Genomic DNA, 25,979 nt, shown 5'->3' with positions numbered 1-25,979 from the left:
CCGACATTCCAGTCGGGCGGGTTTTTCTTTGTCCGCGATCTCGGTGTCGGTTTTACATCGACGGCAAGGCGAGCTTCAGGCGCACGATCTGCGTCTTGCTCTTGCCGTCGATGCCGAAATCATCGTCATTGATGATGACGAGCGTGTCCGGGGCAATGATGGCGACGCCCTCGACCTTCGCCGGAATTCCTTCGTGATCGCTGCTGTCGAACCACAAGGTCTTGGTGAGTGGTGTGACACCGGCGGCGGCGAGATCAGCCTGTTCCAGGCTGGGGCTGGTCTTGGGATCGTCCCACGACGTGCCGAGGATGTCGGTGCCGGTGGCAAGATCGACCAGATGCAGCTTGGTGGTCTTGGCGATGCGCTCCAGAATGACCAGCTTGTCCTGGCCCACCGCCGTGATTTCGGAGAGACGCACGTCGGATTGCTTCTCCGCCTTCTTGTCGTTCTTGAAGGTGGTATGCGCATCAAGCTGGTAGACGAACTCGCCGACCGGCTTGCCCGTCGCGGTATCGACCTTGAGGATGCGTGTCGCGTTCGCCTTCTTGAAAGCGTCGGCATCCGGATTGGCGAGCGGGTTCTGCATCAGGCCGTAGATGAACTTCTCATCCGGCGAGATGGCCACACCTTCCATGCCGCGGTTGAGCTGACGCTTGGCGAGGATTGCCGGCAGCGTGCCCCTGACCTTGTAGGTGGCAGCAGAGAAATCGCCTTCCAGGCCCTGCGGTACCAGACGCTCGATGATCTTGCCGTCGGCCGCGACATGCACGAGGCTCGGCGCATATTCGTCGGACAGCCAGAAGCTGCCATCGCTCATCCGCACCAGGCCCTCGGTATCGAGGCCATTGGGATCGAAATCGACCGCCTTGCCGTCCTTGTCGAAGGCATGTTCGGTCTTGGCGCCCTTCAGCGGATTGGGCAGGCCCGAGATCGGCTTGCCGCTCGCGTCAGAGATGTTGATCAGTTCCTTGATGGTGAACTTGCCGTCCGTGCCAAGCTCGACCCGCTGGATCGAGGGCACGAAATCCGGTTGCGGGAAGATCTTCGCCTTTTCGTCGCCGGCGCACATCTTGTTGACGTCAGCGCCTGTCAGTTCCTCGGCTTCCGCGCAATCGATGTTGGGACCGCGATCGGTCACCGAATAGAAGACATTGTCGGGATCGCCCTTCATGTGAAAAAGCGCACTGCCGATGCCGCGGCTGAGCTTCAGTTCCTTGGCCCCCGTCTTGACGGTACCCAAGGGCAGGGCCGGATCGTCGCTGGTAAATATTTCGGGTCCCTCCGCCTGGGCGATGCCGGTCAGCATCAGGGTGAACAACGATACCATGCCAAATCGGCGCGCAAACCTTGTCATGAGCAAGCTCCCTGTCAGAATTGTCAAACAAGGACCCGCGTAACAACGAGATATGACAAAACGGCGACTGTCACGTTAATCTGTGAAGACAGCTCACCGTTTCAAGCTGTCGAGTGCCCCTTGTAGGATGAAGGCGGCCGCCGATTGGTCCACAACCTTGGCACGCTTGCCCCGGCTGAGATCGGCCGCGATCATGTCGCGTGTCACAGCGACCGTGGAAAGCCGCTCATCCCAGAATGTCATCGGCAGATCGCGCAGCTTGGCCATGTTGTTGGCGAACTGCTTCACCGATTGGCAGCGCGGTCCTTCCGATCCATCCATGTTGAGCGGCCATCCGATGACCAGCCCGCCAACCTGCCGATCGTCAATCAGCTTCAGCAGAACCTGCGCATCCTCGGTGAACTTCTTGCGCCGGATCGTGGTCACCGGCGTCGCGATCATGTGCCCGGGGTCGCCAACCGCGATGCCGATGGTCTTGTCGCCAAGATCGATCCCCATCAACCGCTGCCCACGCGGCAATTCCCGGGCAAGATCCTGCAGCGCGGGGATGATCACGGCAGCAGTTCCGCAAGTTCACGCTTGAACGGCACGGCGTCGCCGATATCCGGCGCATCGAATTCTTCGGCATAGCGACGCCCGGCATAGACGGCGGCCGCTATGGTCGATGGCGCCCAGCAATCGCCGATGCCGCGAACGGTCTTGATGTCGCCCCAATCCGTTTCTCGCGCCTTGAGATCGAGATAGAGCTGGTCCTGCGGCAGGCGCGAGGCCACGAGCACAAGATCGTCGCAGGTCAACGCCTTCTTCCTGCCGGTAAAGGTGCAGGCCAGTTCAACGCCACCGGCCTGGGCAGTGGCCACCGCATGGCTGACGATGACATCGACGCCCATATTGATGAGCTTGGCCTGGATCTTATCCTGCTCCAGCGTATTGCGTGTCCAGGTTGAAACCTCGGCGGCAGGCGTCACGAACGTCACGTGATGCCCGGCCTTGACCAGCAGCTCCGCGCAGATTCCGCCCATGTAATAATGGTCGTCGTCAAAGAGCACGACATGCTTGCCCTTCGGCCTGGTGCCGGCCATCAGGTCATCCGGCGTCAGCGTTGGCATGCCGGCATTGGGCAGCGCTGCCAGATGGTAGTGCGCGACGCCATCTCTCCGCCAGGAACTGCCTGTCGCCACCACGATATGGTCAAAGCCGAATTCCAGCACCTGATCGGCATCAAGCTTGCTGTCGAGATAGACGCTGACATTCGGCATCTTGTTGATCTGTCCGACGCGCCAGTCGCGCACGCGCCCCCACGCACTCAGGGTCGGCAAGCGGCATTCACGCGCGACGCGGCCGCCAAGTTCCGTGCCTGCCTCAGCCAGAGCCACCTCATATCCACGTTGCCCCAGCGCGCGTGCCGCCTCCAGCCCGGCCGGGCCGCCGCCCACCACCAGCACGCGGGCTTCGCTTTCGCGCGACCGAATGAACTCCGGATGCCAACCTTTCCGCCATTCTTCGCCCATTGCCGGGTTTTGCGTGCAGCGGCTGGGCGACATGGTCATATCGCCCGAAACGCAGATGTTGCAGCCGATGCATTCGCGAATGTCGTCGATGCGGCCCTCATCGATCTTGTTGGGCAGGAACGGGTCGGCAATCGAGGGCCGCGCCGCGCCGATGAGATCGAGAATGCCGCTCTTGACTTGGCGCACCATCAGGTCGGGCGAGGTGAAGCGGCCGACGCCAACGACCGGCCGGGTCGTCAGTTTCTTGATGCCGCGCACGAACTCTTCTTCGGCCGCTTCCTCGGTAAAGCGCGAGGTACGGGAATCATTGCCCCAGTCGGAGAGGGTCACGTCCCAGAGGTCCGGCGTTTCAGCCATGCGGCCGATCACATCCTCGATCTCGGCTTTGTGCAAACCGCTCTCGCCCATCAGCTCGTCGACGGCGATGCGGACAGCGACCGCTGCGGTATCACCGACGGCATCCTTCGTATCCTCGGTGATCTCGCGCAGCAGGCGCATCCGGTTCTCAAGGCTGCCGCCATACTCATCGCTGCGCGTGTTGAAGCGCCGCGACAGGAAATGCTGGATGATCGAGAAACCGTGCGCGGCATAGACATAGATGATGTCGAAACCGGCGCGTTTGGCCCGGATCGCCGCATTCTTGTGCCAGCGACGCAGATTCTTGATGTCGGAAAGATCCATCGCCCGTGCCTGCACGGGATCGTAATAAAAGGTCGCGATCGGGAGATGCGACGGCCCCAACGGGACTTCGCGAGTATAGAGGTTGGAGCCGTTCGGCCCGTTATACGCCAGTTCGATCCCGGCCAAGGCATTTTCGGCATGGATCGCGTCGCTCATCTTCTGGAGCTGCGGGATATCGCGGTCGTCCCAGAGCCGCAATTCGATGAACGGCGTGATCTCCGACGTGTGGTGGATTTCCGCCTGTTCGGTGCAGAGCACACCCCAGCCGCCTGCCGCCTTGTTGCCGCGCATCTTCGCGACCGCCGATGGGTCGCGATAGCCTTGGCCATTGCAATGCGGCACTTGGTAGAAGCGGTTCTTCGTTGTGACGGGACCGATCTTCACCGGCTCGAACAGGATATCGTAACGCGGGTCGCGCGCCATTGGTGCGTTGCCTTGGGTTGGGGATCGCGAAGCGCCGCGATCAGTCTTCGAGCGGGCCGGGAGCGAGATAGGTGCGGTCGCAATAAACCAACGGCTTCACATTGCGATGTGACGCACCGACGACACGGCCGATGAAAATGGTATGCGATCCGGCCTCGACGATATCGTGGATCACACAATCGAGATTGGCGACGGCATCGACCAGGGCCGGTGCCGCGGTGGTGATGTTGATCCAATCCGCCGCGGCAAAATCGAAAGGCTCGCCGCTGCTCGGCCGGCCGGCAAAGGTATTGGCAAGCTCGCTCTGTTCCGCCGACAAGGCGTTAATGCAGAAGACACCGTTTTGCCGGATGATGGCGACCGATGGACTGCGGCGGTTGACGCAGGCCAGAAGCAAAGGCGGCTCGGCCGACACGGATGTCATGGCACTGACGGTGACGCCGGTGCGGCCGCCGGGCCCGTTCGAGGTCACCAGATTGACCGCGGCCGCCTGCACGCGCATGGCACCTACGAAAGCGTCGGTGTCGACGCTTTCGAGCGGCTCATTGCTGCTTTCGACCTTGACCGTGGCCATTAACGCAATCCTTCCCATGGCGATTCCTTAACGGTGAAATCGATCATGTGCGACAGTCTGCCGTAGGGGAAGGTATTTAGGAAATCGAATTCGTTGAAGGTTTGGATCAATTTTTTCTATCAACCACGGGGGATGCCGAGCGCAGGAACAGCCCAGCGGCCACGACTCCAATGAGGACGATGAGAGCTCCGCCGCCGAAGACGCCGATCGAGCCCATTTGTACGACCTCCGGGGTCAACGACCCGCCAAATCCCGCCGCATTCCCCACCAGCCCTGAAGCCGCCGCGCCGATGGCGCCGCCAAGGCATTCCAATGTCGGAATGGCCGTCGCCGTCGCATCCTCCTGCCCCTCGGGGGCCGCCGCCATGATGCGCTGATTGATGAAGGAATGGGATATGCCAAACCCGATCCCGACCAAAGCAAGCGCCGCAGCGACCAGGGTCAATGGGCTGCCGGCAAGCCCGATCCCCAGCAATGCCATGCCAACCGCCAAAGTTACTGGACCGCTGATGATGGCAAGCCCATGCCAACGGGGTGGCAGCGAAGCGACGCAGAGCGCCGACAGGGACCATGTCAGTGCATGAATGGCACCGATATAGCCCGCCCAGGTCGGTGCCAACCCGCGATCGAGCTGCAATAGGTAGGGCGCGTAGACGACGACACCCGCCTCGCCCATCGGCATGAGGATGAGAACCCAGAGGCCCAGCGACACGCGGTGGCGCAGGCTCGGGAACACCGTGGTGATAAGATGGCTGGCCGCCCGCCGGTCAATCTTCAACGCCAGCGCCACAGCTGCAATTCCCGCGGCAATCGCTGCACCGCCCAGAAGCGCATTGCCCAGTCGATCCGCGACGGCGATGCCGATGACGCCGGCTGCCAGCAGCGTCACCCGCAACAGCGGCGGCTTGCCGACAAAGATGCGCGCGTGAGGATCGCGCAGGATCATGAAGGCCAGCGCCTGCATTGGCAGAGGCAACAGCGCCGCCCCCAGAAAGGCCACGCGCCAGGAGAAGGCCTCGGTCAACACGCCGCCGATCAGCGGGCCGAGGAATACGGCACCGCCCCAGGTCGCCGCCAGGGTACCGAAGACCCTTGGCACCAGGCGGTTGTCGAACAACTCGCGCGTGATGACATAAGAAAGGGCGATCAGCACGCCCTCGCCCAACCCCTGGATGGCGCGGCCGGCAAGAATGAGTTCGACGCCCGGCGCCGCCGCCGAGACCAGGCCGCCGATCATGACGACGGTGCCGGCACCCAGCATCGCGTTGCGCGCACCGAAATGCCCTTTCAGCATCGCCGTGACGGAGCCGCCGACAATGGTGGTCATCAGGAACAGGCTGCCGACCCAACTCAGATATTCGGCGCCGCCCACCTCCTTGATGGCGGTGGGCATCGCCGTCGAGGCGAGATACCAGATCACCGCATGCAGACCGACGCCCAGATTGACCAGGGCCAGCGGCGCGATGTTGGCGCGCTGCAGAAGTCGCGGCGGATTGTCTGCTGGAATGGTGTCGAGGGCGGTCATGGCGCGGACCCTAGGCGCGGCAATATGAAAAGTAAATGCTTTCTAAAATGAAAGCGGCGCGATATTTTGAAGCCATGGCAGATTTCGGTCCCACGCGCGTGCTCGAGGTGCTGAAGGCGGAAGGCGCCCTCACCGCATCGGTTGTCGGTCGTCATCTCGACATGACGGCGGTCGGCGCGCGCCAACACCTCAATCGCCTGTGCGCGGCCGGCCTCGTCACATTCGAAGATCGACGCCAGGCCGTGGGGCGCCCAAAGCGCCTGTGGTCTCTGAGCGACCAGGGACACGCCCATTTCGACGACCGTCACCGCGACCTTGCCAGCGAACTTCTGGCGGCCATCGTCGTCGCCCATGGCGATGCTGGCCTGGCATCGATCCTGGCCGCGCGTGAAGAACAGCAATTGCAGCGCTATCGCGCCGCTTTGGGCAAGGGTGGGTCGATCGCTGAGCGTGTTCAGCGCCTGACCGATCTGAGGCGGATCGATGGTTACATGGCCGAATGCCGCCAGGACACCGATGGCGCTTGGCTCATGACGGAAAACCATTGCCCCATCGCGCAGGCCGCCAAGGCCTGTTCCGGCCTCTGCGGTGCCGAACTCAAACTTTTCCAGGACGTGATGGGCAAGGACGCGCAGGTGACCCGCATCCAGCACATGCTGGGCGGCGATCGTTGTTGCGCCTATCGCGTCGTCTCGCGCCGCTGACGGATCCACTTCCGGCTTGCTTTTGCGGGCGCTGCCCCCGACATTGACCACAAAGATCACTGACCCAAAAATCACTGTCGGGGATATTCATGTCAGGACCGCTCGCCGGTATTCGCGTATTCGATTTGAGCCGCATTCTCGCCGGACCGACGGCGACGCAGATTCTGGGCGATCTCGGCGCTGACGTGATCAAGATCGAACGCCCCGGCGCCGGCGACGACACGCGCAAATGGGGACCGCCTTTCGTCAAGGGGCCGGACGGCAAGGACACCCACGAAAGCGGCTATTATCTCTCCATCAATCGCAACAAGCGCTCGGTGACACTCGATGTCGCAAAGCCCGAGGGCCAGGAAATCGCCAAGCGATTGATCGCGCGTTCCGACATCTTCGTCGAGAATTTCAAGGTCGGCGACATGGCGCGCTATGGCCTTTCCTATGAGCAGATCAAGTACGACTTCCCGCGCCTCATCTATTGTTCGATCACGGGCTTCGGCCAGACCGGGCCCTATGCGCCGCTCGCCGGCTACGATTTCCTCGCCCAGGGCATGGGCGGCATCATGAGTGTCACCGGCGACCCCGGCGGCCAGCCGACGAAGGTCGGCGTGGCGATCACCGACATCGTCTGCGGCATCTATTCGACCGTGGCGATCCTCGCCGCCCTCCATCACCGCTCGCTCTCTGGGCGCGGGCAGTTCTGTGACATGAGCCTCCTCGATGCCCAGGTCGGCTATCTCGCCAATATTGGCCTCCACTATCTCACTTCGGGCGAAGTGCCAAAGCGCCTGGGGAACGAGCACCCCAACATCGTCCCCTATTCGGTGGTGCGCTGCTCGGATGGCTTCTTCATCCTGGCCGTCGGCAATGACAGCCAGTTCGAGAAATTCTGCCAGTTCGCCGGTGTGGCCGACTGGGCCAAGGATGAGCGCTTCGCGACCAACCCGGCGCGCGTGCGCAACCGCACGCTGATCTATCAGATGATCAACGAGCTTACCGAAAAGAAACCACAACAATATTGGATCGACGGGCTCAACGAACTCGGCGTTCCCGTGGGACCGGTCAACAATATCGACCAGGTCTTCAAGGATCCGCAGGTCCTGGCGCGTGAGATGAAAATCACAATGCCCCACGCGGCCGCCGGCTCGGGCAAGGTCGATCTGATCGGCAGCCCGATCAAGCTCTCCGAAACCCCCGTCGACTACCGCCTAGCGCCACCCACTTGCGGTCAGGATACTGACGCGGTCCTCCGCGAGCTGCTGTCCATGGGCGATGACGAGATCGGGCAGTTGCGGGCGAAAAAGATCATTTGACCGACCGGACAGAGCCGCGTCCGGGATCCGCCGCAAAATCGTTGCCAGAATCGTTGACGGGGCGGTCGTTGGCACTATGATGCGCGCTCGATATGAGCGCCGAAACACGCACGCCTAACCCCTTCTTCCCCCACAGGCATTTGCTGGGCATCGAGGGGCTTTCCGCCGCCGAAATCGAACGGCTCCTCGACCTTTCCAACCGATATGCCGACATGTCGAAGGACGACTCGACCGCCCGCGCGCTTTTGCGCGGCCGGACGGTCATGAACGTCTTCTTCGAGAACTCGACGCGAACCCAGACCAGTTTCGAGCTGGCCGCCAAGCGCTTAGGCGCCGATGTCATCAACATGTCGGTCGGCACGTCGTCCATCAAGAAGGGCGAGACCCTGCTCGACACCGCCATGACGCTCAACGCCATGCGGCCCGATGTCATGGTCGTGCGGCACGCCGATTCCGGGGCCATCAACCTGCTGTCACAAAAAGTCGACGGTGCGGTCATCAATGCCGGCGATGGCCGGCATGAGCACCCGACCCAGGCACTGCTCGACGCCCTCACCATTCGCCGGCGCCTCGGCAAGCTGCAGGGGCTGCTGGTCGCCATTTGCGGCGATATCCTGCACAGCCGTGTCGCACGCTCGAACATTCACCTGCTGACCAAGATGGGCGCCCGCGTCCGCGTCATTGCGCCGATCACCTTGCTGCCCTCCAATATCGACCGCATGGGGGTCGAGGTCTTCACCGACATGCGCAAGGGCCTCAAGGATGTCGATATCGTCATGATGCTGCGCCTGCAGCTGGAACGCATGCAGGGGGCCTATGTGCCGTCGGTACGCGAGTATTTCCATTTCTTCGGCCTCGATTACGAGAAGCTTTCGGTGGCCAAACCCAACGCCCTCATCATGCATCCCGGTCCCATGAACCGCGGCGTCGAGATCGATTCCGAGGTGGCGGACGACATCAACCGCTCGGTCATCCGCGAGCAGGTCGAAATGGGTGTGGCCGTGCGCATGGCCTGCCTTGACGCCCTCACCCGCGATATCGTGGGGCAGAACCGATGAGCCCCAGCACCACCAATTCAGAGAAGAAAAAGACCGCGCGGCCGCTGCTGCTGACGAACGCCCGCCTCGTCGACCCGGCTGCCAATCGCGACGAACGCGGCGGTATCCTGGTCGACAATGAAGTGATCGTCGACATCGGGCCGCAGGTGACGAAGCAAAACGCGCCGGCTGAAGCCGATGTGATCGATTGCGGCGGCCATGTGCTGATCCCCGGTCTGGTCGACATGCGCGTCCAGCTGCGCGAACCGGGCGGCGAGCACCAGGAAACCATCGCAACAGGCAGCCTCGCCGCCGCCGCCGGCGGCGTCACCAGCATGGTGTGCCTGCCCAATACCGATCCGGTGATCGACGACATTTCCGGGGTGGAGTACATCGCCCGCCGCGCCCGCGAGACCAAGCGGGCCAAGATCTATTGCTATGGCGCCCTGACGCGGGGCCTGCATGGCAAGGACCTCGTGGAAATGGGCATGCTGTCGGAATTCGGCGCCCTTGGTTTCACCGATGCCCTGCATGCCGTGGCCGATGCCCAGGTAATGCGCCGCGCCCTCTATTACGCGCGCACCTTCGATCTGCTGATCGTCCAACACCCGGAAGAACCAGCGCTTGCGGCTGGGGGTGCCATGAACAACGGTGAACTGGCGACCCGCATCGGCCTGCCTGGCATTCCGCCTTGTGCCGAAGTGATGATGATCGAGCGCGATCTCCATCTCGTGCGCATGTCGGGTGCCCGCTATCACGTGGCGCATGTCTCGACGGCAGCGGCCGTCGAAGCCATCCGCAAGGCGAAGCTGGAGGGCCTCCGGGTTACCTGCGACACCGCACCGCCCTATTTCTCGCTGAACGAGAACGAAATCGGCGACTATCGCACCTTTGCCAAGCTCTCGCCGCCCTTGCGCGCCGAGAGCGACCGGCGCGCCATCGCTGCGGCCGTGGCCGAGGGTGTCATCGATTGCATCGCCAGCGATCACTCACCGCATGATGTCGAGAGCAAGCGCGTGCCCTTCGTGCAGGCGGCGGCCGGCATCATCGGCCTTGAGACTTTGCTGCCGGTGAGCCTGGAACTCTATCACAAGGGCTCGCTGTCGCTGATCGATCTGCTGAAATGCCTGACCAGCCGGCCGGCCGAGATCCTGGGGCTGCCGCAAGGGCGCCTCGCCAAGGGTGCACCGGCCGACATGGTGCTTATCAACCTAGATAAGCCGCACCGCATCGACGTTGCCGGCTTCAAGAGCAAGTCCAAGAACGCGCCTTACGATGGCCGCCCCGTTCAAGGCATGGTCCTCAAGACCTTCGTCGACGGTCGCCTCGTCTTCGCCGCAGAAGGTCAGGTCTGATGGAACCCGCAAGCGAGCTGCCGCTCTGGACTTATGCCGCCGCGATCATCCTTGGCTATCTGCTGGGCTCGATCCCCTTCGGCCTGCTGCTCACGAAGGCGGCTGGGCTCGGTGATATCCGCAATATCGGCTCCGGCAATATCGGCGCCACCAACGTGCTGCGCACGGGCAACAAAAAGCTCGCCCTCGGCACGCTGCTGCTCGACGGCGGCAAGGGCGCCGCGGCGGCATTGATCGCGGCCCATTTCGACCCGTTGCTCGCTGTCATCGCCGGCGGCGCCGCCTTGCTGGGCCACCTGTTCCCGGTCTGGCTGGGCTTCAAGGGCGGCAAGGGTGTGGCAACCACGCTTGGCACCCTGCTCGCGGTGAACTGGATGGTGGGGATTGCCGCCTGCCTTACCTGGCTGGCCGTCGCCTTCGGCTTGCGCATCTCATCGCTGGCGGCCCTGGTGGCCGTGGCCCTCTCGCCGCTCTATGCCTATATCCTTGGGACCGGCCCGCAGGTCGTCCTCGCTGCGTTCGCCGCTGTCCTGGTCTGGATCCGGCACCACGAGAACATTGGCCGCCTGCTAAAGGGCACCGAGCCGCGCATCGGTAAGAAGAAGGCCTGAAACAGTACTTCCGGTTGTTTGTTCATGGTTGATTCCCGCGTAAGTCTTGCCTAGGCTTCCGCGCCATGGAACCGACCTTGCGCCCCCTTTCTGATTCCGAGCGCCTCGACTGGCTGCGCCTGGCGCGCAGTGAAAATGTCGGGCCGGTCACCTTTCGCCGCCTGATCGACCGCTTCGGCTCGGCCAGGCGCGCGCTCGAGCGCCTGCCGGATCTCGCCAGGAAGGGTGGGCGGCGGACCTATCGCCCCTGCCCCCTCGATCTTGCCGAAGAAGAACTGGCGCGCCTCACCAAAATGGGCGGGCGCGCCCTTGCCTGGATCGAGCCGGACTACCCTGCCCCATTGCGGGCCGTCGACGATGCGCCGGCCATCCTGACCCTGCGCGGTCGCGTCGATCTCCTCACCCGCCCGCGCCAGGTGGCACTGGTGGGCGCCCGCAATGCCTCGGCCAATGGCCGCCGCTTCGCCCATGATCTGGCCCGGGAACTGGCATCGGCCGGCGTGGTCGTCGTCTCGGGCCTTGCCCGGGGCATCGACGGCGCAGCCCATGCCGGGGCCCTGGCGGCCAGCGGCGGCACTATCGCGGTGCTTGCCGGCGGGGTGGACGTCCTCTACCCGCCAGAGCACGCCGATCTCTACGACCGCATGACCCGCGACGGCCTTATCGTCGCCGAGATGCCGCCCGGCACGGAACCTGGCGCCAGGCTCTTTCCGCGGCGCAATCGGATCATCTCCGGGCTGAGCCTCGGGACTGTGGTGGTTGAGGCGGCGCTCAAATCCGGCTCCCTCATCACCGCCCGTTTTGCCAACGAGCAGGGACGCGAGGTGATGGCCGTTCCAGGGTCCCCGCTCGACCCCCGCTGCCGTGGCACAAACCGCCTGATCCGCGAGGGGGCACTGCTGGTCGAGGACGCAGCCCAGGTGTTGGAGGCCATAGATGGGATCAAAAGCCCAAACTTAACGTTCTTCAAAAACTTGAATGAAAACGCACAAAATATTGAATCTGAATTAGAAAATGATGCGGAAGACTTGCGCACTGTGGTCCTGAACCTGCTGGGCCCCAGCCCTGTGGAGGTTGACGAACTGCTCCGGCAGTGTCATTGCTCCGCTCCCGTCATGGGAATGGTTCTGCTGGAATTGGACTTGGCAGGCCGCCTGGAGCGGCATCCCGGCAACCGGGTTTCGCTGCTCGCAAAGGTCGCCTGACCACCCATATATCCGGCGGACCGGCACCCTGAACGGCCGGTTTGGTGTCCACTTCTATATCATCCCGAAAGCGGGTCCATGAAGGTCGTCGTCGTCGAATCCCCCGCCAAGGCCAAGACCATCAACAAATATCTGGGTAGCGATTACAAGGTCCTGGCCAGCTTCGGCCATGTCCGTGATCTGCCGCCCAAGGATGGTTCGGTCCGGCCGGACGAGGACTTTGCCATGACCTGGGACGCCGAGGGTCGCGGCGCCAAGCAGATCAAGGAAATCGCCAGCGCGGCTGCCGGCGCCGACATGCTGCTGCTCGCAACCGATCCGGATCGCGAGGGCGAGGCCATCTCCTGGCATCTGCGTGAGGAGCTGCGCGGCAAGAAGAGCCTCGCCAAGCTGCCCATGGCCCGGGTGGCCTTCAATGAGATCACCAAGAAGGCCGTCCTCGACGCCATCGCCAACCCGCGCGAGATCGACCAGGAACTGGTCGACGCCTATCTCGCCCGCCGGGCACTCGATTACCTCGTGGGCTTCACCCTCTCCCCGATCCTGTGGCGCAAGATGCCGGGCAGCCGCTCCGCCGGCCGCGTCCAGTCGGTGGCATTGCGCATCGTCTGTGAGCGCGAGGCCGAGATCGAGGCGTTCAAGGCCCGCGAATATTGGACCATCGAGGCCGTTTTCACCGGTCCGGATGGCCAAAGCTTTGCCGCGCGCCTGACGCATCTCAATGGCAAGAAACTCGACAAATTCGACATCGCCGACGAAGCCGCCGCCAAGGCGGCCGTCGCTGCGGTCCAGGCCGGCGCCCCCTTCAAGGTGGCGGCCGTCGAGCGCAAATCGGTCCGCCGCAACCCGTCGCCGCCCTTCATCACCTCGACCCTGCAGCAGGAAGCCTCGCGCAAGCTCGGCTTTGGCGCTGCCCACACGATGAAGATCGCCCAGCGCCTCTATGAGGGCATCGAGCTTGATGGCGAAACGGTCGGCCTCATCACCTATATGCGTACCGACGGCGTGAACCTCAGCCAGGAAGCCGTGGTCGCCGGGCGCAAGCTGATCGGCGAGCAATACGGCCAGAAATACCTGCCGGCCAGCCCCCGTATATATAAGAGTGCGGCCAAGAACGCCCAGGAGGCCCACGAGGCGATCCGGCCGACCGATCTCTTCCGCCGTCCCGAGCAGGTGCGCAAGTATCTGCGCGATGAAGAAGCGAAACTCTACGACCTTATCTGGAAGCGGACACTGGCCAGCCAGATGGAGAGCGCCGAGCTCGACCAGGTCGCGATCGATATCGTGTCGGCCGATGGCCGCCAGACCCTGCGCACGACCGGCTCGATCATCACCTTCGACGGCTTCCTGACCCTCTACCAGGAAGATCATGACGACCCGACCGAGGATGACGACAGCGCCAAGCGCCTGCCCAATCTGAAGCAGGGCGATGCCGTGACGTCTCAGGACGTCAAGCCGGAGCAGCATTTCACCCAGCCCCCGCCCCGCTATTCCGAAGCGTCTCTCATCAAGCGCCTGGAAGAACTGGGCATCGGCCGGCCGTCGACCTATACCTCGATCCTGCAGACGCTCGAGGACCGCGCCTATGTGAAGATCGAGAAGAAGCGCCTGATCCCCGAGGATCGCGGTCGGCTGGTGACGACCTTCCTCACCAATTTTTTCGACCGCTATGTCCAATACGGCTTTACCGCCGATCTCGAGACCAAGCTCGACGACATTTCCGGCGGCCGCGCCCGCTGGAAGGATGTCCTGGCCGAGTTCTGGAACGATTTTGCGCATCTCCATCAAGATGAATCCGAAAGCGACGGCAAGCTGCCCTCGATGCAGGAGGCGGTAGCCTTCCTCGACAAGGGGATCGGCACGCGATCGGTCGTCATCGACGTTCTCAACGACTCGCTCGCCCCGCATTTCTTCCCGGATCTTGGCAACGGCAAGAGCCCGCGCGCCTGCCCCGCCTGCGGCTCCGGCGAGCTTGGCATCAAGCTGGCCAAGAACGGCGCCTTCATCGGCTGCAACAACTATCCGGAATGCAAATACACCAAGCCGCTCGCCGTGCAGACCGAGGAGGAAATCGCGGCTGGTTCCGCCGGTCCCGTCGAACTCGGCAAGGACCCGGCCGGCAAGAGCATCACGCTGCGCAAAGGCCCCTATGGCTTCTACGTACAACTCGGCGAGGCCGAGGAAGGCGAGAAGCCCAAGCGCGTCTCGCTGACCCGCGACCTCGATCCCAATGCGGTCAGCCTCGAGATTGCCGAAAAGCTTTTGAGCCTGCCGCGCGTTGTCGGTCATCACCCTGAAACGCAGAAACCGATCATGGCCGGCATCGGCCGTTTCGGGCCCTATCTCAATCACGACGGCAAATTCAAATCGATCCCCAAGGACGACGACGTCCTGTCGATCGGCATGAACCGTGCCGTCGAGTTGCTGTCCCAGGAGAGCAAGGGGCGCGGTGGCCGTCAGGCGGCGCCCGGCAAGGAGATCGGAAAACACCCGACGTCGGGCGATGTCGTCACCCTGCATGAAGGGCGCTATGGCCCCTATGTGAAAATGGGCGCCATCAATGCGACCCTGCCCAAATCGATCGAGCCCGGTGCCGTCACCCTCGACGAAGCCCTGCAGTTGATCGCCGCCCGCGAAGCCGCCGGTGGCGGCAAGGGAAAGAAGAAAGCGGCCCCGAAAGCGGCAGCCAAGAAGACCGCTGCCAAGAAGACGGCCAAGAAACCGGCCGCGGCTGATGCTGATGACGGCGAAGCAAAGCCGGCCAAGAAAGTCGCCACCAAAACCGCCGCAAAAAAGACGGCCAAGAAAGCCGTCAAGAAAGCGGCGAAGAAGGCATCCTAACGCGCATTCCGCCCTCGCCGTAAACGGCAAGGGCGGAGCGACGCGGTCGCGTTACTTCGTCACCGTGAAATACGACATCATGCCGGCCTCGTAATGGCCCTTGAGGTTGCACAGCAGGAGATAGTCGCCGGCCTTCAGATCGGCGCTCATCTCGCCGGTCTTGCCCGGCTCCAGGTCTTCGACCTCACCCATCGACTTCAGCTTATCCTCGTCGACGCGATGCTTGCCTTTGAGCATCGGGATCTTGTCGTTCTTGTGCTTCAGCTTGATCACGACCATTTCGTGGTTGGTGGCCATGGCATCGTTCTTGACGACGAAGGTGACCTTGCCGGCCGGAACGGAATCATGGTCGAGCTTCATGCCCATCTTGTCCCCGGCATCGCCGGTCAGATCGACATTGACGGTTGAATCGGCAAAGGCCGGCAGGCTCGAGGCAACGAGGATCGCCGCGCCGAGCCACAGGCCGCGCATGGAATAAGTCGACATGTAAGAAAGCTCCAAATGAAAGTTCGGCTCTTGTCAGCCACGTCCGCCTGCAACGGCCGCGAAAGGAACGCTATCAAGTACGACTGACAGACAGCTTTCTGTTGAACAGGTATTGCGCCAACACCATGTCAGCTTGCAGAAAGGAAGCTGGGACCTCAATCCTCGGGAATGAGACCGCCTTCTTCTTCATTGCGCTTGTCATAGGCGGCGCCGTCAAACTCGGCGCGACAGGCCTGCAGCATCTGTCCGATGCTGGGCAGCGCCTTGCGGTCGACTTGCGCTGCCGGGTCCCACAGCTTCGAGCGTGAAAGGGATTGCGAGCAGTGCACATAGGCCCGATCGATCTCGATGATCAGCACCGAGCGTGGGATCTTGCCGTTGACGTCGGCAAAGCTTGCCACCAGTTGCGGATCGACTGAGATCTTGGCGCGGCCATTGACTCGCATCGTCTCACCGACACCCGGCACCAGGAACAACAGGGCGACCCGCGAGTCCGTGACGACATTGCTGAGGCTGTCGACGCGGTTGTTGCCGCTGCGGTCCGGCAGCATCAATGTCTTTTTGTCGACGATGCGCACAAAGCCCGGCGGACCGCCGCGCGGGGAGGCATCAAGCCCCTCCTCGCCGCAGGTGGAGAGCACGACAAAGGGCGAAGCCTTGATGAACGCCGCATAGGGCTCGGTGAGGAAGGTCATCTCCTTCACCAGCGAGGCCGGCACCGGCTCGCCATAGAGGTCTCGCAACGCATCCGATTCAGCGATCTTGCTTTGGTCGTTCATGGCCTTCCCCTCATGGCAAAACGGCGCCCGATCGTAAGGGACCGGGCGCCGATGTGGAAGGCAGGAGTGGCTAGAAAATGCTGGCTAGCCTGCCGGTTGTTTTCCCTCAGGCGTCGACGGGTTCGACCGTCTCCTCGCGCGGTGAGGATTTGGATTCGACGATCTCGAAGGTGAGCTTCTGCTTCTCCTGGTCGAAATCGACGCGGACCGTGCCGCCCTTCTCGAGCTTGCCGAACAGCAATTCCTCGGCCAGCGGCTTCTTGATGTGCTCCTGGATCGTCCGGCTCAAAGGCCGCGCGCCATAGAGCGGATCGAACCCGATATCGGCGAGGTGCTTCCTGGCCGCGTCGGTCAGCTCGATATTGACGTGGCGGTCGGCAAGCTGCGCTTCCAGCTGCATGACGAACTTGTCGACCACCTGCGCCACGATCTCCGGCGACAGATTGGCAAACGGGATGATGGCATCGAGGCGGTTGCGGAACTCGGGGGCGAACATCCGCTCGATCTCCGCCTGGTCCTCACCCTCACGCTTGTCGCGCATGAAGCCGATCGCCGATTTCGCCATCATCGCGGCACCGGCATTGGTGGTCATGATGAGAATGACGTTGCGGAAATCGACCGCCTTGCCGTTGTGGTCCGTGAGCTTGCCGTGATCCATCACCTGCAACAGGATGTTGAAGAGGTCCGGATGCGCCTTTTCGATTTCGTCGAGCAGCAACACCGCATGCGGATGCTGGTCGATCGCGTCGGTCAGCAGGCCGCCCTGGTCGAAGCCGACATAGCCCGGAGGGGCGCCGAGGAGCCGCGAGACCGTGTGCCGCTCCATATATTCCGACATGTCGAAGCGGATGAGCTCGATGCCCATGATGCGGGCCAGCTGCTTGGCCACCTCGGTCTTGCCGACGCCGGTCGGACCAGAGAAGAGATAGGAGCCGATCGGCTTGTCCGGCTCGCGCAAGCCCGCTCGGGCAAGCTTGATGGCGGCGCACAGGGCGTCGATTGCGGGGTCCTGGCCGAACACCATGGTCTTCAGATCCCGCTCCAGCGACTTCAACGCAATCTTGTCGTCCTTCGAAACCGACTTCGCCGGGATACGCGCGATGATGGCGACCACCGCTTCGACATCCTTCACCGTGATGGTCTTCTTGCGCTTCGACTCGGGCAGCAGCATTTGCGCCGCACCCACTTCGTCGATGATGTCGATCGCCTTGTCGGGCAGCTTTCGATCGCCGATATAGCGCGACGACAGCTCGACTGCCGCACGGATCGCTTCCGCGGTGTAGCGGACGTTGTGGTGCTTTTCGTAATAGGGCTTCAGGCCCCGCAGGATCTTCACCGCATCTTCCTGCGACGGCTCGTTGACGTCGATCTTTTGGAAGCGGCGAACCAGCGCGCGATCTTTTTCGAAATGCTGGCGATATTCCTTGTAGGTCGTCGACCCGATGCAGCGCAGCGAGCCGGACTGAAGCGCGGGCTTCAGGAGGTTGGAGGCATCCATCGAACCGCCGGAGGTGGCACCCGCGCCGATCACCGTATGAATCTCGTCGATGAACAGGATGGCGCCCTCGAGATTCTCGAGCTCCTTCACCACGGCCTTCAAACGTTCTTCGAAGTCACCGCGATAGCGGGTACCCGCCAGCAGCGAACCCATGTCGAGCGAGAAGATGGTGGCGTTCTTCAGCACATCCGGTACGTCGCCCTTGACGATACGACGGGCTAGGCCTTCCGCGATCGCGGTCTTGCCCACACCCGGATCACCGACATAGAGCGGGTTATTCTTGGTACGGCGGCACAGCACCTGGATGGTGCGCGACACTTCGCCATCACGGCCGATGAGCGGATCGATCTTGCCGTTCTGGGCCTTCTGGTTGAGGTTGACGCAATAGGCCTCAAGCGCCTCGGTGCCGGTCTTGGTCTGCGCTTCGCCCTCTTCGGTTTTCTCTGCCGCGCCACGCACACGCTTGGGTTCGGCGCGGCCGGCCACCTTGGCGATGCCGTGGCTGATATAGTTGACGGCGTCGAGGCGCGTCATTTCCTGCTCCTGCAGGAAATAAACGGCATGGCTCTCGCGCTCCGAGAACAGCGCCACCAGGATATTGGCGCCGGTCACTTCCTCGCGGCCAGAGGACTGCACATGGATCGCGGCACGTTGCACGACACGCTGGAACCCAGCGGTGGGCTTGGCTTCGGCCTGCTGCTTGCTGATGATGTTGGCCAGCTGGTTGTCGACATAGTCGACCAGATCGCGCTTCAGGCGATCGACATCGACATTGCAGGCCCGCATCACGGCGACCGCGTCCTGGTCGTCGGTCAAGGCGAGGAGCAGATGCTCCAGTGTCGCGTAATCGTGCCGTCGCTCGCTGGCCAGGGCCAAGGCACGGTGCAGGGTCTGTTCAAGATTGGGCGACAGCATGGGCCGGGATATCCTTCCTTGACTAACTATCTACCATCATGCGGGTCTCCGCCCGCCTGACATCCGATTCAAATGAACGACTGTTCCCCACTTCGCTCAGGTAAACGCTCTATTCCTTCTCCATCGTGCATTGCAGTGGGTGCTGGTGGCGACGCGCGAAATCGATCACCTGCGAAACCTTGGTTTCGGCAATTTCATAGGTGTAGATCCCGCACACGCCGACCCCGCGGTGATGCACGTGCAACATGATCTCGGTCGCGGCCTCACGGCTCTTGTTGAAGAAGCGCTCCAGCACATGGACCACGAATTCCATCGGCGTGTAATCGTCGTTGAGGAGCAGGACCCGGTACATGGACGGTTTCTTGGTCTTTGGCTTCGCCTTGACCACAGTGCCGACACCCGGCCGCCCGGCACCGCCGCCGCCGTTATCGTCGCCGTCCTCGCCCGCCGTCAGCCGCGGGTGGGTCGTCTTGCGCTCCATATCCTCAAATCTCGTCAAGTCATCGGATCCGAAAATGGCTGTCATGGCTGTATCATATTGGATGCTAAGGCCGAGTTAAAAGGGGCGCGTGCGATATGGAGGGGCTGCAATAATGCCGGGACTGAATTCCCGGACACCCGCCTTTGGCCATCGGTCATAGGCCCGCGCGCCCGATCCCGTCCGCCCGCACAGTAATCACGAACGCGCCGCTGTAATCCCGATCACGTCCCTTGCCCTGGTCGTTTTTGTCCATATAGGTGACCGCGCGGGGCTTCAGATAGGCAATCCCGGTCTGGTCGTGCTTGAGCAGAAAATCCAGAAAGCCGGTATGGGTAAGCGGCAGCGCGCGGGGCTTGTCGGCCCAGGCATTGAGGAAAAACTTGCCGCCTTCGCAGCCGGCCACCAGCCAATAGAAGTCCTGCGAATGCAGGCGCAACCCAGCCTGGGAGCCGCTGGCGAACCCGGCGCGGTGCAACGAATCACGCAAGTTTGACCAATCCGCCGGTGCGAGATCAGTGTCGGAGCGCCGAAATTGCCATGGCCCCAGCAACGCCTCGAAACTGCCAAAACCCATTTGCATCAAGTCACCAGTCTGCCCGCGCGCCCGGGCGGTGAGATGCGCGGCAGTCACCTCATAGGTGCGCACGTGGTCGTAATACTGACCGTTGTAGACGATGCGGTACTGGTCCGGCCCGCCGGCGGCACAGGAATTGCGAATATCCGCGGCATCGAGATAGCTGAACCAGGTGAATTTGCGTTCGACCGGGTTGTCGATGCTGGTACCAGCGCCAAGCTGCGCGCTCGACTGATAGGCGCAGCCCGAGAGGAGAACGGCTGCCAGCGACAGGGCGCCGCTGACTTTGCCAGGGAGCCGAAGCAGTTGTCGCAGGCGGCCCGAAATTGTGAGGATCATCCGTTAGAAACCTGATTCCGTTGGCGTCTTGTCGCAGTTTACCACTTTTTAGGCACTGGTAGGCTATAGACAGGATTCTACGGTTAACGTAGGATCGGACACGAAATTGCCTAAATCTTTTCACCGGCTTAGGGGGAAAAGCACGATGCTGCTGCCGCACCAGCCCGCGCGGGGGTCGATTCTGTCCGTTTTGCGTCTTTTTGGCGCAGCCCTTGCGATCCTGGCGCTGACCAGCGTCCTCGGCCTCACTGCCGCGCAGGCGAAACCCGTCGCCGCCAGCATTGTCGTCGATGCCGAAACAGGCGAAGTGCTGTCGCGTTCCAATGCCGACGCGCAGACCTATCCGGCCTCGCTGACCAAGATGATGACGCTCTATCTGCTTTTCGATGCTCTGGACAAGGGCACGATCAAGCTCACCGACCGCATCACCTTCTCGAAGAACGCGGCCAGCGAAGCGGCCACCAACATGAACGTGCAGGCCGGCGACACGATCAATGTCGAAACCGCCATCCTCGCCATGGTGGTGCGTTCCGCCAACGACGTCTCGACCGCCGTCGGTGAACGTCTCGGCGGCACCGAGACGGCCTTTGCCCGCATGATGACAGCCAAGGCGCGGCAGCTCGGCATGAACAACACCACCTATCGCAACGCCAACGGCCTGCCTAATCCCGGCCAGGTGACGACAGCGCGCGATCAGGCCACGCTCGGCGTCGCCCTGCTGCGTGATCATCCGAAATATTATGGCTATTTCGGCCGCAACTCGTTCGTCTATCGCGGCAACACCTATGGTGGCCATAACCGCGTGATGAAGAAGTTTGCCGGCGCCGATGGCATCAAGACCGGTTATATCCGCGCCGCCGGCTTCAACCTCGTTTCCTCGGCCGAGCGCAACGGCCGCCGCCTTGTCGGCGTGGTCCTCGGTGGCGCCAGTGCCCCGATCCGCGACAAGCAGATGGTGGCGCTCCTCACCGACGGGTTCAAAACGCGCCAGGGCATCGGCGATGTGCTCATTGCCAAGGCCCCCGGCAGCGCCGGTCCGGCCCAGCTGACCCCGACCGTTGCCGCCAACAGCAACGTGGCCGATGACGGCGCCGACGAGACCGATATGGATGCAGTCGTTGCCAGCGCACTGGTACCGACGCCCAAGCCCACGCGCCAGGACGATTCAATCGGCACCGCGATCGCCACCATGGCCAGCGTCTCGCTGGCGCCGGCCGTCGCCGCATCGCCGGATTCGCAATCGGTCGCCAATGTCTGGAGCAGCGACAAGAACCAGTTCGGCATCCAGGTCGGCGCCTATTCGAAGTTCAAGCCGGCCCAGAAGGCCGCCGAGCGCGCCACCAAGGCCGTCCCCGCCCTCCTCGCCGACGCTCGCATCGTGATCGACCGCGGCAACAGCGACATCTACCGCGCCCGTGTGTTCGGCCTCAGCAAGACCGACGCCGATGCCGCCTGCAAGAAGCTCAAGGCCAAGCAGACCGATTGCTTGGTCGTCAAAGCCGACAGCAGCGTCGCTCAAACGCTGCAGTAACCGGACAGCGGAATCGCTCCAAGCAAAAAAAGGCCGCGGCGGCTTCAGCCCCGCGGCCTTTTCGCTTCAGCGTAAACGCTGGGGTGGCTTGGTTATTCTGCGGCCTGCTTTTCGGAAACCGGCGTGCCCCGCTTCAGCTTCGCACCGGTGAAGCTCCGTGTTTCCGGCATCGGCAGGCCATTGGCCTTGATCTCCGCCATCAACTGCGTTTTGCGGCGCTCCAGTCGCTCGCCCAGCGCAACGACATCGAGACCCGCCGAGCGCGCCTGCGCAAACAGGCCTTCCGCCCGCATTTCCTCTTCGCGAACATGATGTTTGATCTGCTCGGAAAGGACCTTGACCTTGGCATCGTAGAATTCGTCTTCCGGCGTGCCGGCTTCGATCTCGCCGATCAGGACCTTGGCGCCGTCATGCTCGACATAGGCTTCGTTGAGCGTGTCCTCTTTCACGGCTTCCTGGCAGGCCGGATAGAAGATTTCCTCCTCGATCATCGCATGCACCGTCAGTTCGGTGCAGATCTCCTTCGCCAAGGCCGATTTCCGATCCGCCTTCCGCGCCTTCTCGAATTGCTCGAACAGGCCTTCAACCTTGCGATGATCTTCCTTCAACAAGGTAATCGCGTCTTTCTTTGCAGTGGCCACGGGTCTCTCCTCTTGGCTGCGCGTGATATCACGCCGGCTGGGTAACTTGGGTGCGGGTTGTGCGGGGTGAATTCACCTACCGCCCGTCCGTTCCGCAGCAGCGGAGAGAAACAGCTTCGAGATTGCAAAGGCGGGGAAAACCTTCCTGGCCGCCTGCCACTCAATCACCCAGGAACAGCCGATAGGCCGGATTGTCCGACTCGTCTTCATATGGATAGCCAAGGCTGGCAAGCTGCGCGGTAAAGCGCGCCCGATCGCCTGGTGGTACCTGTAGGCCTGCCAGCACCCGCCCATAATCGGCCCCGTGATTGCGGTAATGGAACAGCGTGATGTTCCACTCGGTGCCGACGCCGTTGAGGAACTTCATCAGCGCACCAGGCCGTTCGGGAAACTCGAAACGCAGGATCACCTCGTCTCTGAGCCCGGGGGCCCGGCCACCCACCATATAGCGCACATGGAGTTTTGCCGTTTCATTGGCGCTGATGTCGAGCACTTGATAACCAAGGGCTTGCAGCTGCTCCAGCAGCTTGCCCTTCTCCGCCTCGGCACCCCGCAATTTCAGGCCGACAAAGACATGTGCCTCACTGTCGGCGGCATAGCGATAGTTGAACTCCGTGATATTGCGATTGCCCAGCACTTCGACAAAGCGCCGATAGCTGCCCTGCTGCTCGGGGATGGTGACCGCCAACAGGATCTCACGCGCCTCGCCAATCTCGGCGCGCTCAGCCACATGCCGCAGTCGGTCGAAGTTCATGTTGGCGCCGCTGTTGATGGCGATGAGCGCACCGGTCCGCGTCGGGTTCGCCGCGACATAACTTTTCAAACCGGCCAACGACAAGGCGCCTGCCGGCTCGGCGATCACGCGCATGTCCTCGAAGATGTCCTTCACGGCCGCACACATCTCGTCCGTATCGGCAAGAATCACATCGTCCAGCAATTCGGCGCACAGGCGATAGGTCTCGGCACCCGCCTGCCGCACGGCCACACCATCGGCAAAGAGGCCGACGCGGTCCAGGATGACACGCCGACCGGCATCGATGGCGGCCTTCATCGAGGCCGCATCGACCGGCTCGACACCGATCACCTTGGTTTCCGGGCGCAGGAACTTCACATAGGATGCGATGCCCGCGGCAAGGCCGCCGCCGCCGATGGGAATGAAGATCGCCTCGATCGGATCGGCATGTTGCTGCAGCATTTCAACGCCGATCGTCCCCTGCCCGGCAATGACGTCCGGATCGTCGAAGGGGTGAATGAAGGTGAGACCCTGCGCCGCCTCCAGCGATTTGGCATGGGCATAGGCCTCGTCAAAGGCATCGCCTTCCAACACGACCTTGCCGCCCAAATGGCGCACGGCGTCGATCTTGATCTGTGGCGTGGTCACCGGCATGACGATGACGGCCGGAATGCCGAGCTTATGAGCCGACAAAGCCACACCTTGCGCGTGATTGCCGGCCGAGGCGCAAATGACGCCGCGCGACCGTGTTTCCACCGAGAGGCGCGCCATGCGGTTATAGGCGCCGCGGATCTTGAACGAGAAGATCGGTTGCAGGTCTTCGCGTTTCAGCAGGACCTGGGCCTTGAGGCGGCCCGACAGGCGCGGCATCGCGTCGAGCGGCGTCTGCAAGGCGACATCATAGACGCGGGCATCGAGAATACGGCGGACGTAATCGCTCACTTGGCCCCCCTTCAGCGCACAGCAAGATCGAGCGAGCCCACACCATCGACCCCACCGAACAGGCGATCGCCCCGCACGACCGGTCCGACGCCGGCCGGCGTGCCGGAGAAAATGAGATCACCAGCCCGCAACGTGAAGAGACCCGAGAGATAGGAGATCATCTCCGGCACCTTCCAGATCATCTGGTTGAGATCGCCCTGCTGACGTGCGGCACCATTCACCTTGAGCCAGATGGCGCCCTGCCGCGGATGCCCGGTCTGCTCGGCCGGCTGCAGCGCCGAACAGGGCGCCGCATGCTCAAATGCCTTGCCGACTTCCCAGGGGCGACCGGCTTTCTTTGCCTCCGCCTGCAGATCACGCCGCGTCATGTCGAGCCCCACGCCATAGCCGAAGACATGCCCCAGCGCTTCGCCTGCCGGAATGTCGCTGCCGCCGGATTTCAGCGCGACGACAAGTTCGATTTCGTGATGCACATCCTTGGTGGCCGGCGGGTATGGGAAATCGGCGCCTGGCGGCAGCACGGAATCGGCGTTCTTCTGGAAAAAGAACGGCGCCTCGCGGCTGGGGTCGTGCCCCATCTCGATCGCATGGTCAGCATAGTTGCGCCCCACGCAATAGATGCGATGTATCGGGAACAAGGCGCTGCTGCCGGCGACGGGAAGGCTCGGCACCGGTGCTGGGGCAAAGACGAAATCACTCATCATTCGGACATCCTGGAAGGCGGGTCAGAAGCCGCCAGGATAAGCCGCGCAAAGCCGCCCCGCTAGCGCCCCGCCGCAATCTTCTTGCGCGATGCCAGCCGGTCCCGCGCCGCGGCCACGAGTTCGAAGGAATGAAGGCGCGCCTGGTGATCGAAGATCTGGCCAGCCACCATGACCTCGTCCAGTTCGGTCTCAGCCAGGAAAGTGGCAAGCCGCTCCTCTACCTGGGTGGGTGTGCCCACGATCGCATAGCGCAGGGAATGTTCGACCATCTGCTGCTCCATCGGCGACCAGAAGCCATCCATGCTGTCGACCGGTGGCGGCAATGGTCCGGGCGTACCGCGTCGCAGGTTGATGAACTGCTGCTGCAGGGAGGTAAACATCCGTCGCGCCTCAACCTCGGTATCGGCGGCAAACACATTCAAGCCCGCCATGACATAGGGCTTGGCAAGCTGCTCGGACGGCCTGAACGACGCCCGGTAGAGGTCGAGTGCCCGCATCAGGTAATCCGGCGCGAAATGCGAGGCGAAGGCAAAAGGCAGCCCCATCTGTGCCGCGAGCTGCGCACTGAAGAGGCTCGATCCCAGCAGCCAGATCGGGATATTGAGCCCGGCCCCCGGCACGGCACGTATCGGCTGGCCGTCCTGGACAGGTGCAAACCAGGCCTGCAGCTCCATCACATCCTGCGGAAACGTGTCATCGCTGCCGGTAATATTGCGCCTCAGCGCCCGCGCCGTGCGTTGGTCCGTCCCCGGCGCGCGGCCGAGTCCCAGGTCGATGCGTCCCGGAAAAAGCGATTCCAGCGTCCCGAACTGCTCGGCGATCACCAGCGGCGCATGATTGGGCAACATAATGCCGCCTGATCCCACGCGAATGGTCTTGGTGGCGGCCGCGACATGGCCGATCACCACCGCCGTGGCAGCACTGGCAATCCCTGGCATGTTGTGATGCTCGGCCAGCCAATAGCGACGATAGCCCCAGCCTTCCGCATGGCGCGCAAGGTCGGCGCTGTTGCGGAAGGCATCGCTGGCGGTGGCGCCGCGGTTGATGGGCGAGAGATCGAGAACCGAAAACGGGATCATCGGCGCTTTGGCTCCACGGCTGGACATCGGATTGGCCGTCACCATACCAAGCCTGGCCCCGTCCCGGCCCCGTCGAATTGGGTGCCCCCGCATGCCGCATCTGCAAAGCCGCTGGGCCAGCAGGGACTTCCCCTAGCGCCATGGCTTCC

The 25,979-nt window shown here is 62.7% G+C and carries 22 protein-coding genes; 8 read left to right on the top strand and 14 right to left on the bottom strand.

All coding sequences use genetic code 11. From position 1 onward, the window contains the following. Positions 1 to 52: 52 nt before the first annotated feature. The 5 genes from SMD31_RS13715 to SMD31_RS13695 all read right to left on the bottom strand — a co-directional run bounded on the left by SMD31_RS13715 (position 53) and on the right by SMD31_RS13695 (position 6,068). The gene (locus SMD31_RS13715; protein ID WP_320501464.1) at positions 53 to 1,354 is read right to left on the bottom strand and encodes an esterase-like activity of phytase family protein; all 1,302 of its coding nucleotides are present in this window, start codon (positions 1,352 to 1,354) and stop codon (positions 53 to 55) included. 93 nt (positions 1,355 to 1,447) lie between these two features. Continuing rightward, positions 1,448 to 1,909: a Holliday junction resolvase RuvX gene (gene ruvX, locus SMD31_RS13710; RefSeq protein ID WP_320501463.1), complete on the bottom strand. Its 462-nt coding sequence runs from the start codon at positions 1,907 to 1,909 to the stop codon at positions 1,448 to 1,450. Further along, entirely contained in the window at positions 1,906 to 3,969 is a 2,064-nt protein-coding gene (locus SMD31_RS13705) for an oxidoreductase (protein ID WP_320501462.1), read from the bottom strand. The genes ruvX and SMD31_RS13705 overlap by 4 nt, the downstream gene beginning before the upstream one ends. A 40-nt stretch (positions 3,970 to 4,009) precedes the next feature. After that, positions 4,010 to 4,543, bottom strand: coding sequence for a flavin reductase family protein (locus SMD31_RS13700; RefSeq protein ID WP_320501461.1), 534 nt, complete (start codon positions 4,541 to 4,543; stop codon positions 4,010 to 4,012). A 106-nt stretch (positions 4,544 to 4,649) separates the two neighbouring features. Continuing rightward, on the bottom strand, positions 4,650 to 6,068 hold the full coding sequence (locus SMD31_RS13695) for an MFS transporter (protein ID WP_320501460.1): 1,419 nt from the start codon (positions 6,066 to 6,068) through the stop codon (positions 4,650 to 4,652). A 74-nt stretch (positions 6,069 to 6,142) separates the two neighbouring features. Here SMD31_RS13695 and SMD31_RS13690 point away from each other — a divergent pair, with 74 nt between their 5' ends. The 7 genes from SMD31_RS13690 (at position 6,143) to topA (ending at position 15,128) form a co-directional block, all read left to right on the top strand. After that, positions 6,143 to 6,772 (top strand): helix-turn-helix transcriptional regulator, encoded by a 630-nt coding sequence (locus SMD31_RS13690; RefSeq protein WP_320501459.1) that lies wholly within the window; start codon positions 6,143 to 6,145, stop codon positions 6,770 to 6,772. An 89-nt stretch (positions 6,773 to 6,861) separates the two neighbouring features. After that, positions 6,862 to 8,079, top strand: a complete 1,218-nt coding sequence (locus SMD31_RS13685) for a CaiB/BaiF CoA transferase family protein (protein WP_320501458.1) — start codon at positions 6,862 to 6,864, stop codon at positions 8,077 to 8,079. A 92-nt stretch (positions 8,080 to 8,171) separates the two neighbouring features. After that, the gene (locus tag SMD31_RS13680; RefSeq protein ID WP_320501457.1) at positions 8,172 to 9,137 is read left to right on the top strand and encodes an aspartate carbamoyltransferase catalytic subunit; all 966 of its coding nucleotides are present in this window, start codon (positions 8,172 to 8,174) and stop codon (positions 9,135 to 9,137) included. Then, on the top strand, positions 9,134 to 10,471 hold the full coding sequence (locus SMD31_RS13675; RefSeq protein WP_320501456.1) for a dihydroorotase: 1,338 nt from the start codon (positions 9,134 to 9,136) through the stop codon (positions 10,469 to 10,471). Before SMD31_RS13680 ends, SMD31_RS13675 begins: the two co-directional genes overlap by 4 nt. Beyond that, entirely contained in the window at positions 10,468 to 11,082 is a 615-nt protein-coding gene (gene plsY, locus SMD31_RS13670) for a glycerol-3-phosphate 1-O-acyltransferase PlsY (protein ID WP_407652147.1), read from the top strand. Before SMD31_RS13675 ends, plsY begins: the two co-directional genes overlap by 4 nt. Positions 11,083 to 11,147: 65 nt before the next feature. Then, entirely contained in the window at positions 11,148 to 12,287 is a 1,140-nt protein-coding gene (dprA, locus tag SMD31_RS13665; RefSeq protein WP_320501454.1) for a DNA-processing protein DprA, read from the top strand. Between the two features lie 78 nt (positions 12,288 to 12,365). Beyond that, a complete protein-coding gene (gene topA, locus SMD31_RS13660) occupies positions 12,366 to 15,128 on the top strand; it encodes a type I DNA topoisomerase (RefSeq protein WP_320501453.1) in 2,763 nt (920 codons plus the stop codon). A 51-nt stretch (positions 15,129 to 15,179) separates the two neighbouring features. Here the strand turns inward: topA and SMD31_RS13655 are convergent, their stop codons facing one another. From SMD31_RS13655 to SMD31_RS13635, 5 genes are all read right to left on the bottom strand, one after another. Then, on the bottom strand, positions 15,180 to 15,614 hold the full coding sequence (locus SMD31_RS13655; protein ID WP_320501452.1) for a hypothetical protein: 435 nt from the start codon (positions 15,612 to 15,614) through the stop codon (positions 15,180 to 15,182). Positions 15,615 to 15,769: 155 nt separating this feature from the next. Beyond that, positions 15,770 to 16,393, bottom strand: coding sequence for a pyridoxamine 5'-phosphate oxidase family protein (locus tag SMD31_RS13650; RefSeq protein WP_320501451.1), 624 nt, complete (start codon positions 16,391 to 16,393; stop codon positions 15,770 to 15,772). Positions 16,394 to 16,499: 106 nt separating this feature from the next. Next, the gene (gene clpA, locus SMD31_RS13645) at positions 16,500 to 18,806 is read right to left on the bottom strand and encodes an ATP-dependent Clp protease ATP-binding subunit ClpA (RefSeq protein WP_320501450.1); all 2,307 of its coding nucleotides are present in this window, start codon (positions 18,804 to 18,806) and stop codon (positions 16,500 to 16,502) included. 109 nt (positions 18,807 to 18,915) lie between these two features. Then, positions 18,916 to 19,305, bottom strand: a complete 390-nt coding sequence (gene clpS / locus SMD31_RS13640; protein WP_407652135.1) for an ATP-dependent Clp protease adapter ClpS — start codon at positions 19,303 to 19,305, stop codon at positions 18,916 to 18,918. A gap of 136 nt (positions 19,306 to 19,441) precedes the next feature. Further along, positions 19,442 to 20,200, bottom strand: a complete 759-nt coding sequence (locus tag SMD31_RS13635) for a hypothetical protein (RefSeq protein ID WP_320501449.1) — start codon at positions 20,198 to 20,200, stop codon at positions 19,442 to 19,444. A 145-nt stretch (positions 20,201 to 20,345) separates the two neighbouring features. Here SMD31_RS13635 and SMD31_RS13630 point away from each other — a divergent pair, with 145 nt between their 5' ends. Next, complete coding sequence (locus SMD31_RS13630; protein ID WP_320501448.1) at positions 20,346 to 21,731, top strand: D-alanyl-D-alanine carboxypeptidase; 1,386 nt, start codon at positions 20,346 to 20,348, stop codon at positions 21,729 to 21,731. Between the two features lie 92 nt (positions 21,732 to 21,823). On the opposite strand, the gene SMD31_RS13625 is transcribed toward SMD31_RS13630, so the two are convergent. The 4 genes from SMD31_RS13625 to SMD31_RS13610 form a co-directional block, all read right to left on the bottom strand. Further along, complete coding sequence (locus SMD31_RS13625) at positions 21,824 to 22,372, bottom strand: hemerythrin domain-containing protein (protein ID WP_320501447.1); 549 nt, start codon at positions 22,370 to 22,372, stop codon at positions 21,824 to 21,826. A gap of 160 nt (positions 22,373 to 22,532) precedes the next feature. Next, the gene (ilvA, locus tag SMD31_RS13620) at positions 22,533 to 24,047 is read right to left on the bottom strand and encodes a threonine ammonia-lyase, biosynthetic (protein WP_320501446.1); all 1,515 of its coding nucleotides are present in this window, start codon (positions 24,045 to 24,047) and stop codon (positions 22,533 to 22,535) included. 11 nt (positions 24,048 to 24,058) lie between these two features. After that, positions 24,059 to 24,748, bottom strand: coding sequence for a fumarylacetoacetate hydrolase family protein (locus SMD31_RS13615; protein ID WP_320501847.1), 690 nt, complete (start codon positions 24,746 to 24,748; stop codon positions 24,059 to 24,061). A gap of 62 nt (positions 24,749 to 24,810) precedes the next feature. Beyond that, positions 24,811 to 25,830: a luciferase-like monooxygenase gene (locus SMD31_RS13610; protein ID WP_320501445.1), complete on the bottom strand. Its 1,020-nt coding sequence runs from the start codon at positions 25,828 to 25,830 to the stop codon at positions 24,811 to 24,813. Positions 25,831 to 25,979 lie beyond the last annotated feature (149 nt).

The organism is Dongia rigui (assembly GCF_034044635.1).
Classification (GTDB): domain Bacteria; phylum Pseudomonadota; class Alphaproteobacteria; order Dongiales; family Dongiaceae; genus Dongia; species Dongia rigui.
Note: the sequence above shows the minus strand (reverse complement) of the source record. Positions and strands in the feature narration are given on the sequence as shown.

Bases quoted from the DNA above. Each gene is read 5' to 3' on its own strand.
- SMD31_RS13630 (WP_320501448.1), top strand. From the start codon at position 20,346: ATGCTGCTGCCGCACCAGCCCGCGCGGGGGTCGATTCTGTCCGTTTTG.
- clpA (WP_320501450.1), bottom strand. From the start codon at position 18,806: ATGCTGTCGCCCAATCTTGAACAGACCCTGCACCGTGCCTTGGCCCTG.
- SMD31_RS13650 (WP_320501451.1), bottom strand. From the start codon at position 16,393: ATGAACGACCAAAGCAAGATCGCTGAATCGGATGCGTTGCGAGACCTC.
- SMD31_RS13675 (WP_320501456.1), top strand. From the start codon at position 9,134: ATGAGCCCCAGCACCACCAATTCAGAGAAGAAAAAGACCGCGCGGCCG.
- SMD31_RS13615 (WP_320501847.1), bottom strand. From the start codon at position 24,748: ATGAGTGATTTCGTCTTTGCCCCAGCACCGGTGCCGAGCCTTCCCGTC.
- SMD31_RS13700 (WP_320501461.1), bottom strand. From the start codon at position 4,543: ATGGCCACGGTCAAGGTCGAAAGCAGCAATGAGCCGCTCGAAAGCGTC.
- SMD31_RS13680 (WP_320501457.1), top strand. From the start codon at position 8,172: ATGAGCGCCGAAACACGCACGCCTAACCCCTTCTTCCCCCACAGGCAT.
- SMD31_RS13685 (WP_320501458.1), top strand. From the start codon at position 6,862: ATGTCAGGACCGCTCGCCGGTATTCGCGTATTCGATTTGAGCCGCATT.
- SMD31_RS13635 (WP_320501449.1), bottom strand. From the start codon at position 20,200: ATGATCCTCACAATTTCGGGCCGCCTGCGACAACTGCTTCGGCTCCCT.
- SMD31_RS13715 (WP_320501464.1), bottom strand. From the start codon at position 1,354: ATGACAAGGTTTGCGCGCCGATTTGGCATGGTATCGTTGTTCACCCTG.
- SMD31_RS13695 (WP_320501460.1), bottom strand. From the start codon at position 6,068: ATGACCGCCCTCGACACCATTCCAGCAGACAATCCGCCGCGACTTCTG.
- SMD31_RS13705 (WP_320501462.1), bottom strand. From the start codon at position 3,969: ATGGCGCGCGACCCGCGTTACGATATCCTGTTCGAGCCGGTGAAGATC.
- SMD31_RS13690 (WP_320501459.1), top strand. From the start codon at position 6,143: ATGGCAGATTTCGGTCCCACGCGCGTGCTCGAGGTGCTGAAGGCGGAA.
- SMD31_RS13610 (WP_320501445.1), bottom strand. From the start codon at position 25,830: ATGATCCCGTTTTCGGTTCTCGATCTCTCGCCCATCAACCGCGGCGCC.
- SMD31_RS13655 (WP_320501452.1), bottom strand. From the start codon at position 15,614: ATGTCGACTTATTCCATGCGCGGCCTGTGGCTCGGCGCGGCGATCCTC.
- dprA (WP_320501454.1), top strand. From the start codon at position 11,148: ATGGAACCGACCTTGCGCCCCCTTTCTGATTCCGAGCGCCTCGACTGG.
- topA (WP_320501453.1), top strand. From the start codon at position 12,366: ATGAAGGTCGTCGTCGTCGAATCCCCCGCCAAGGCCAAGACCATCAAC.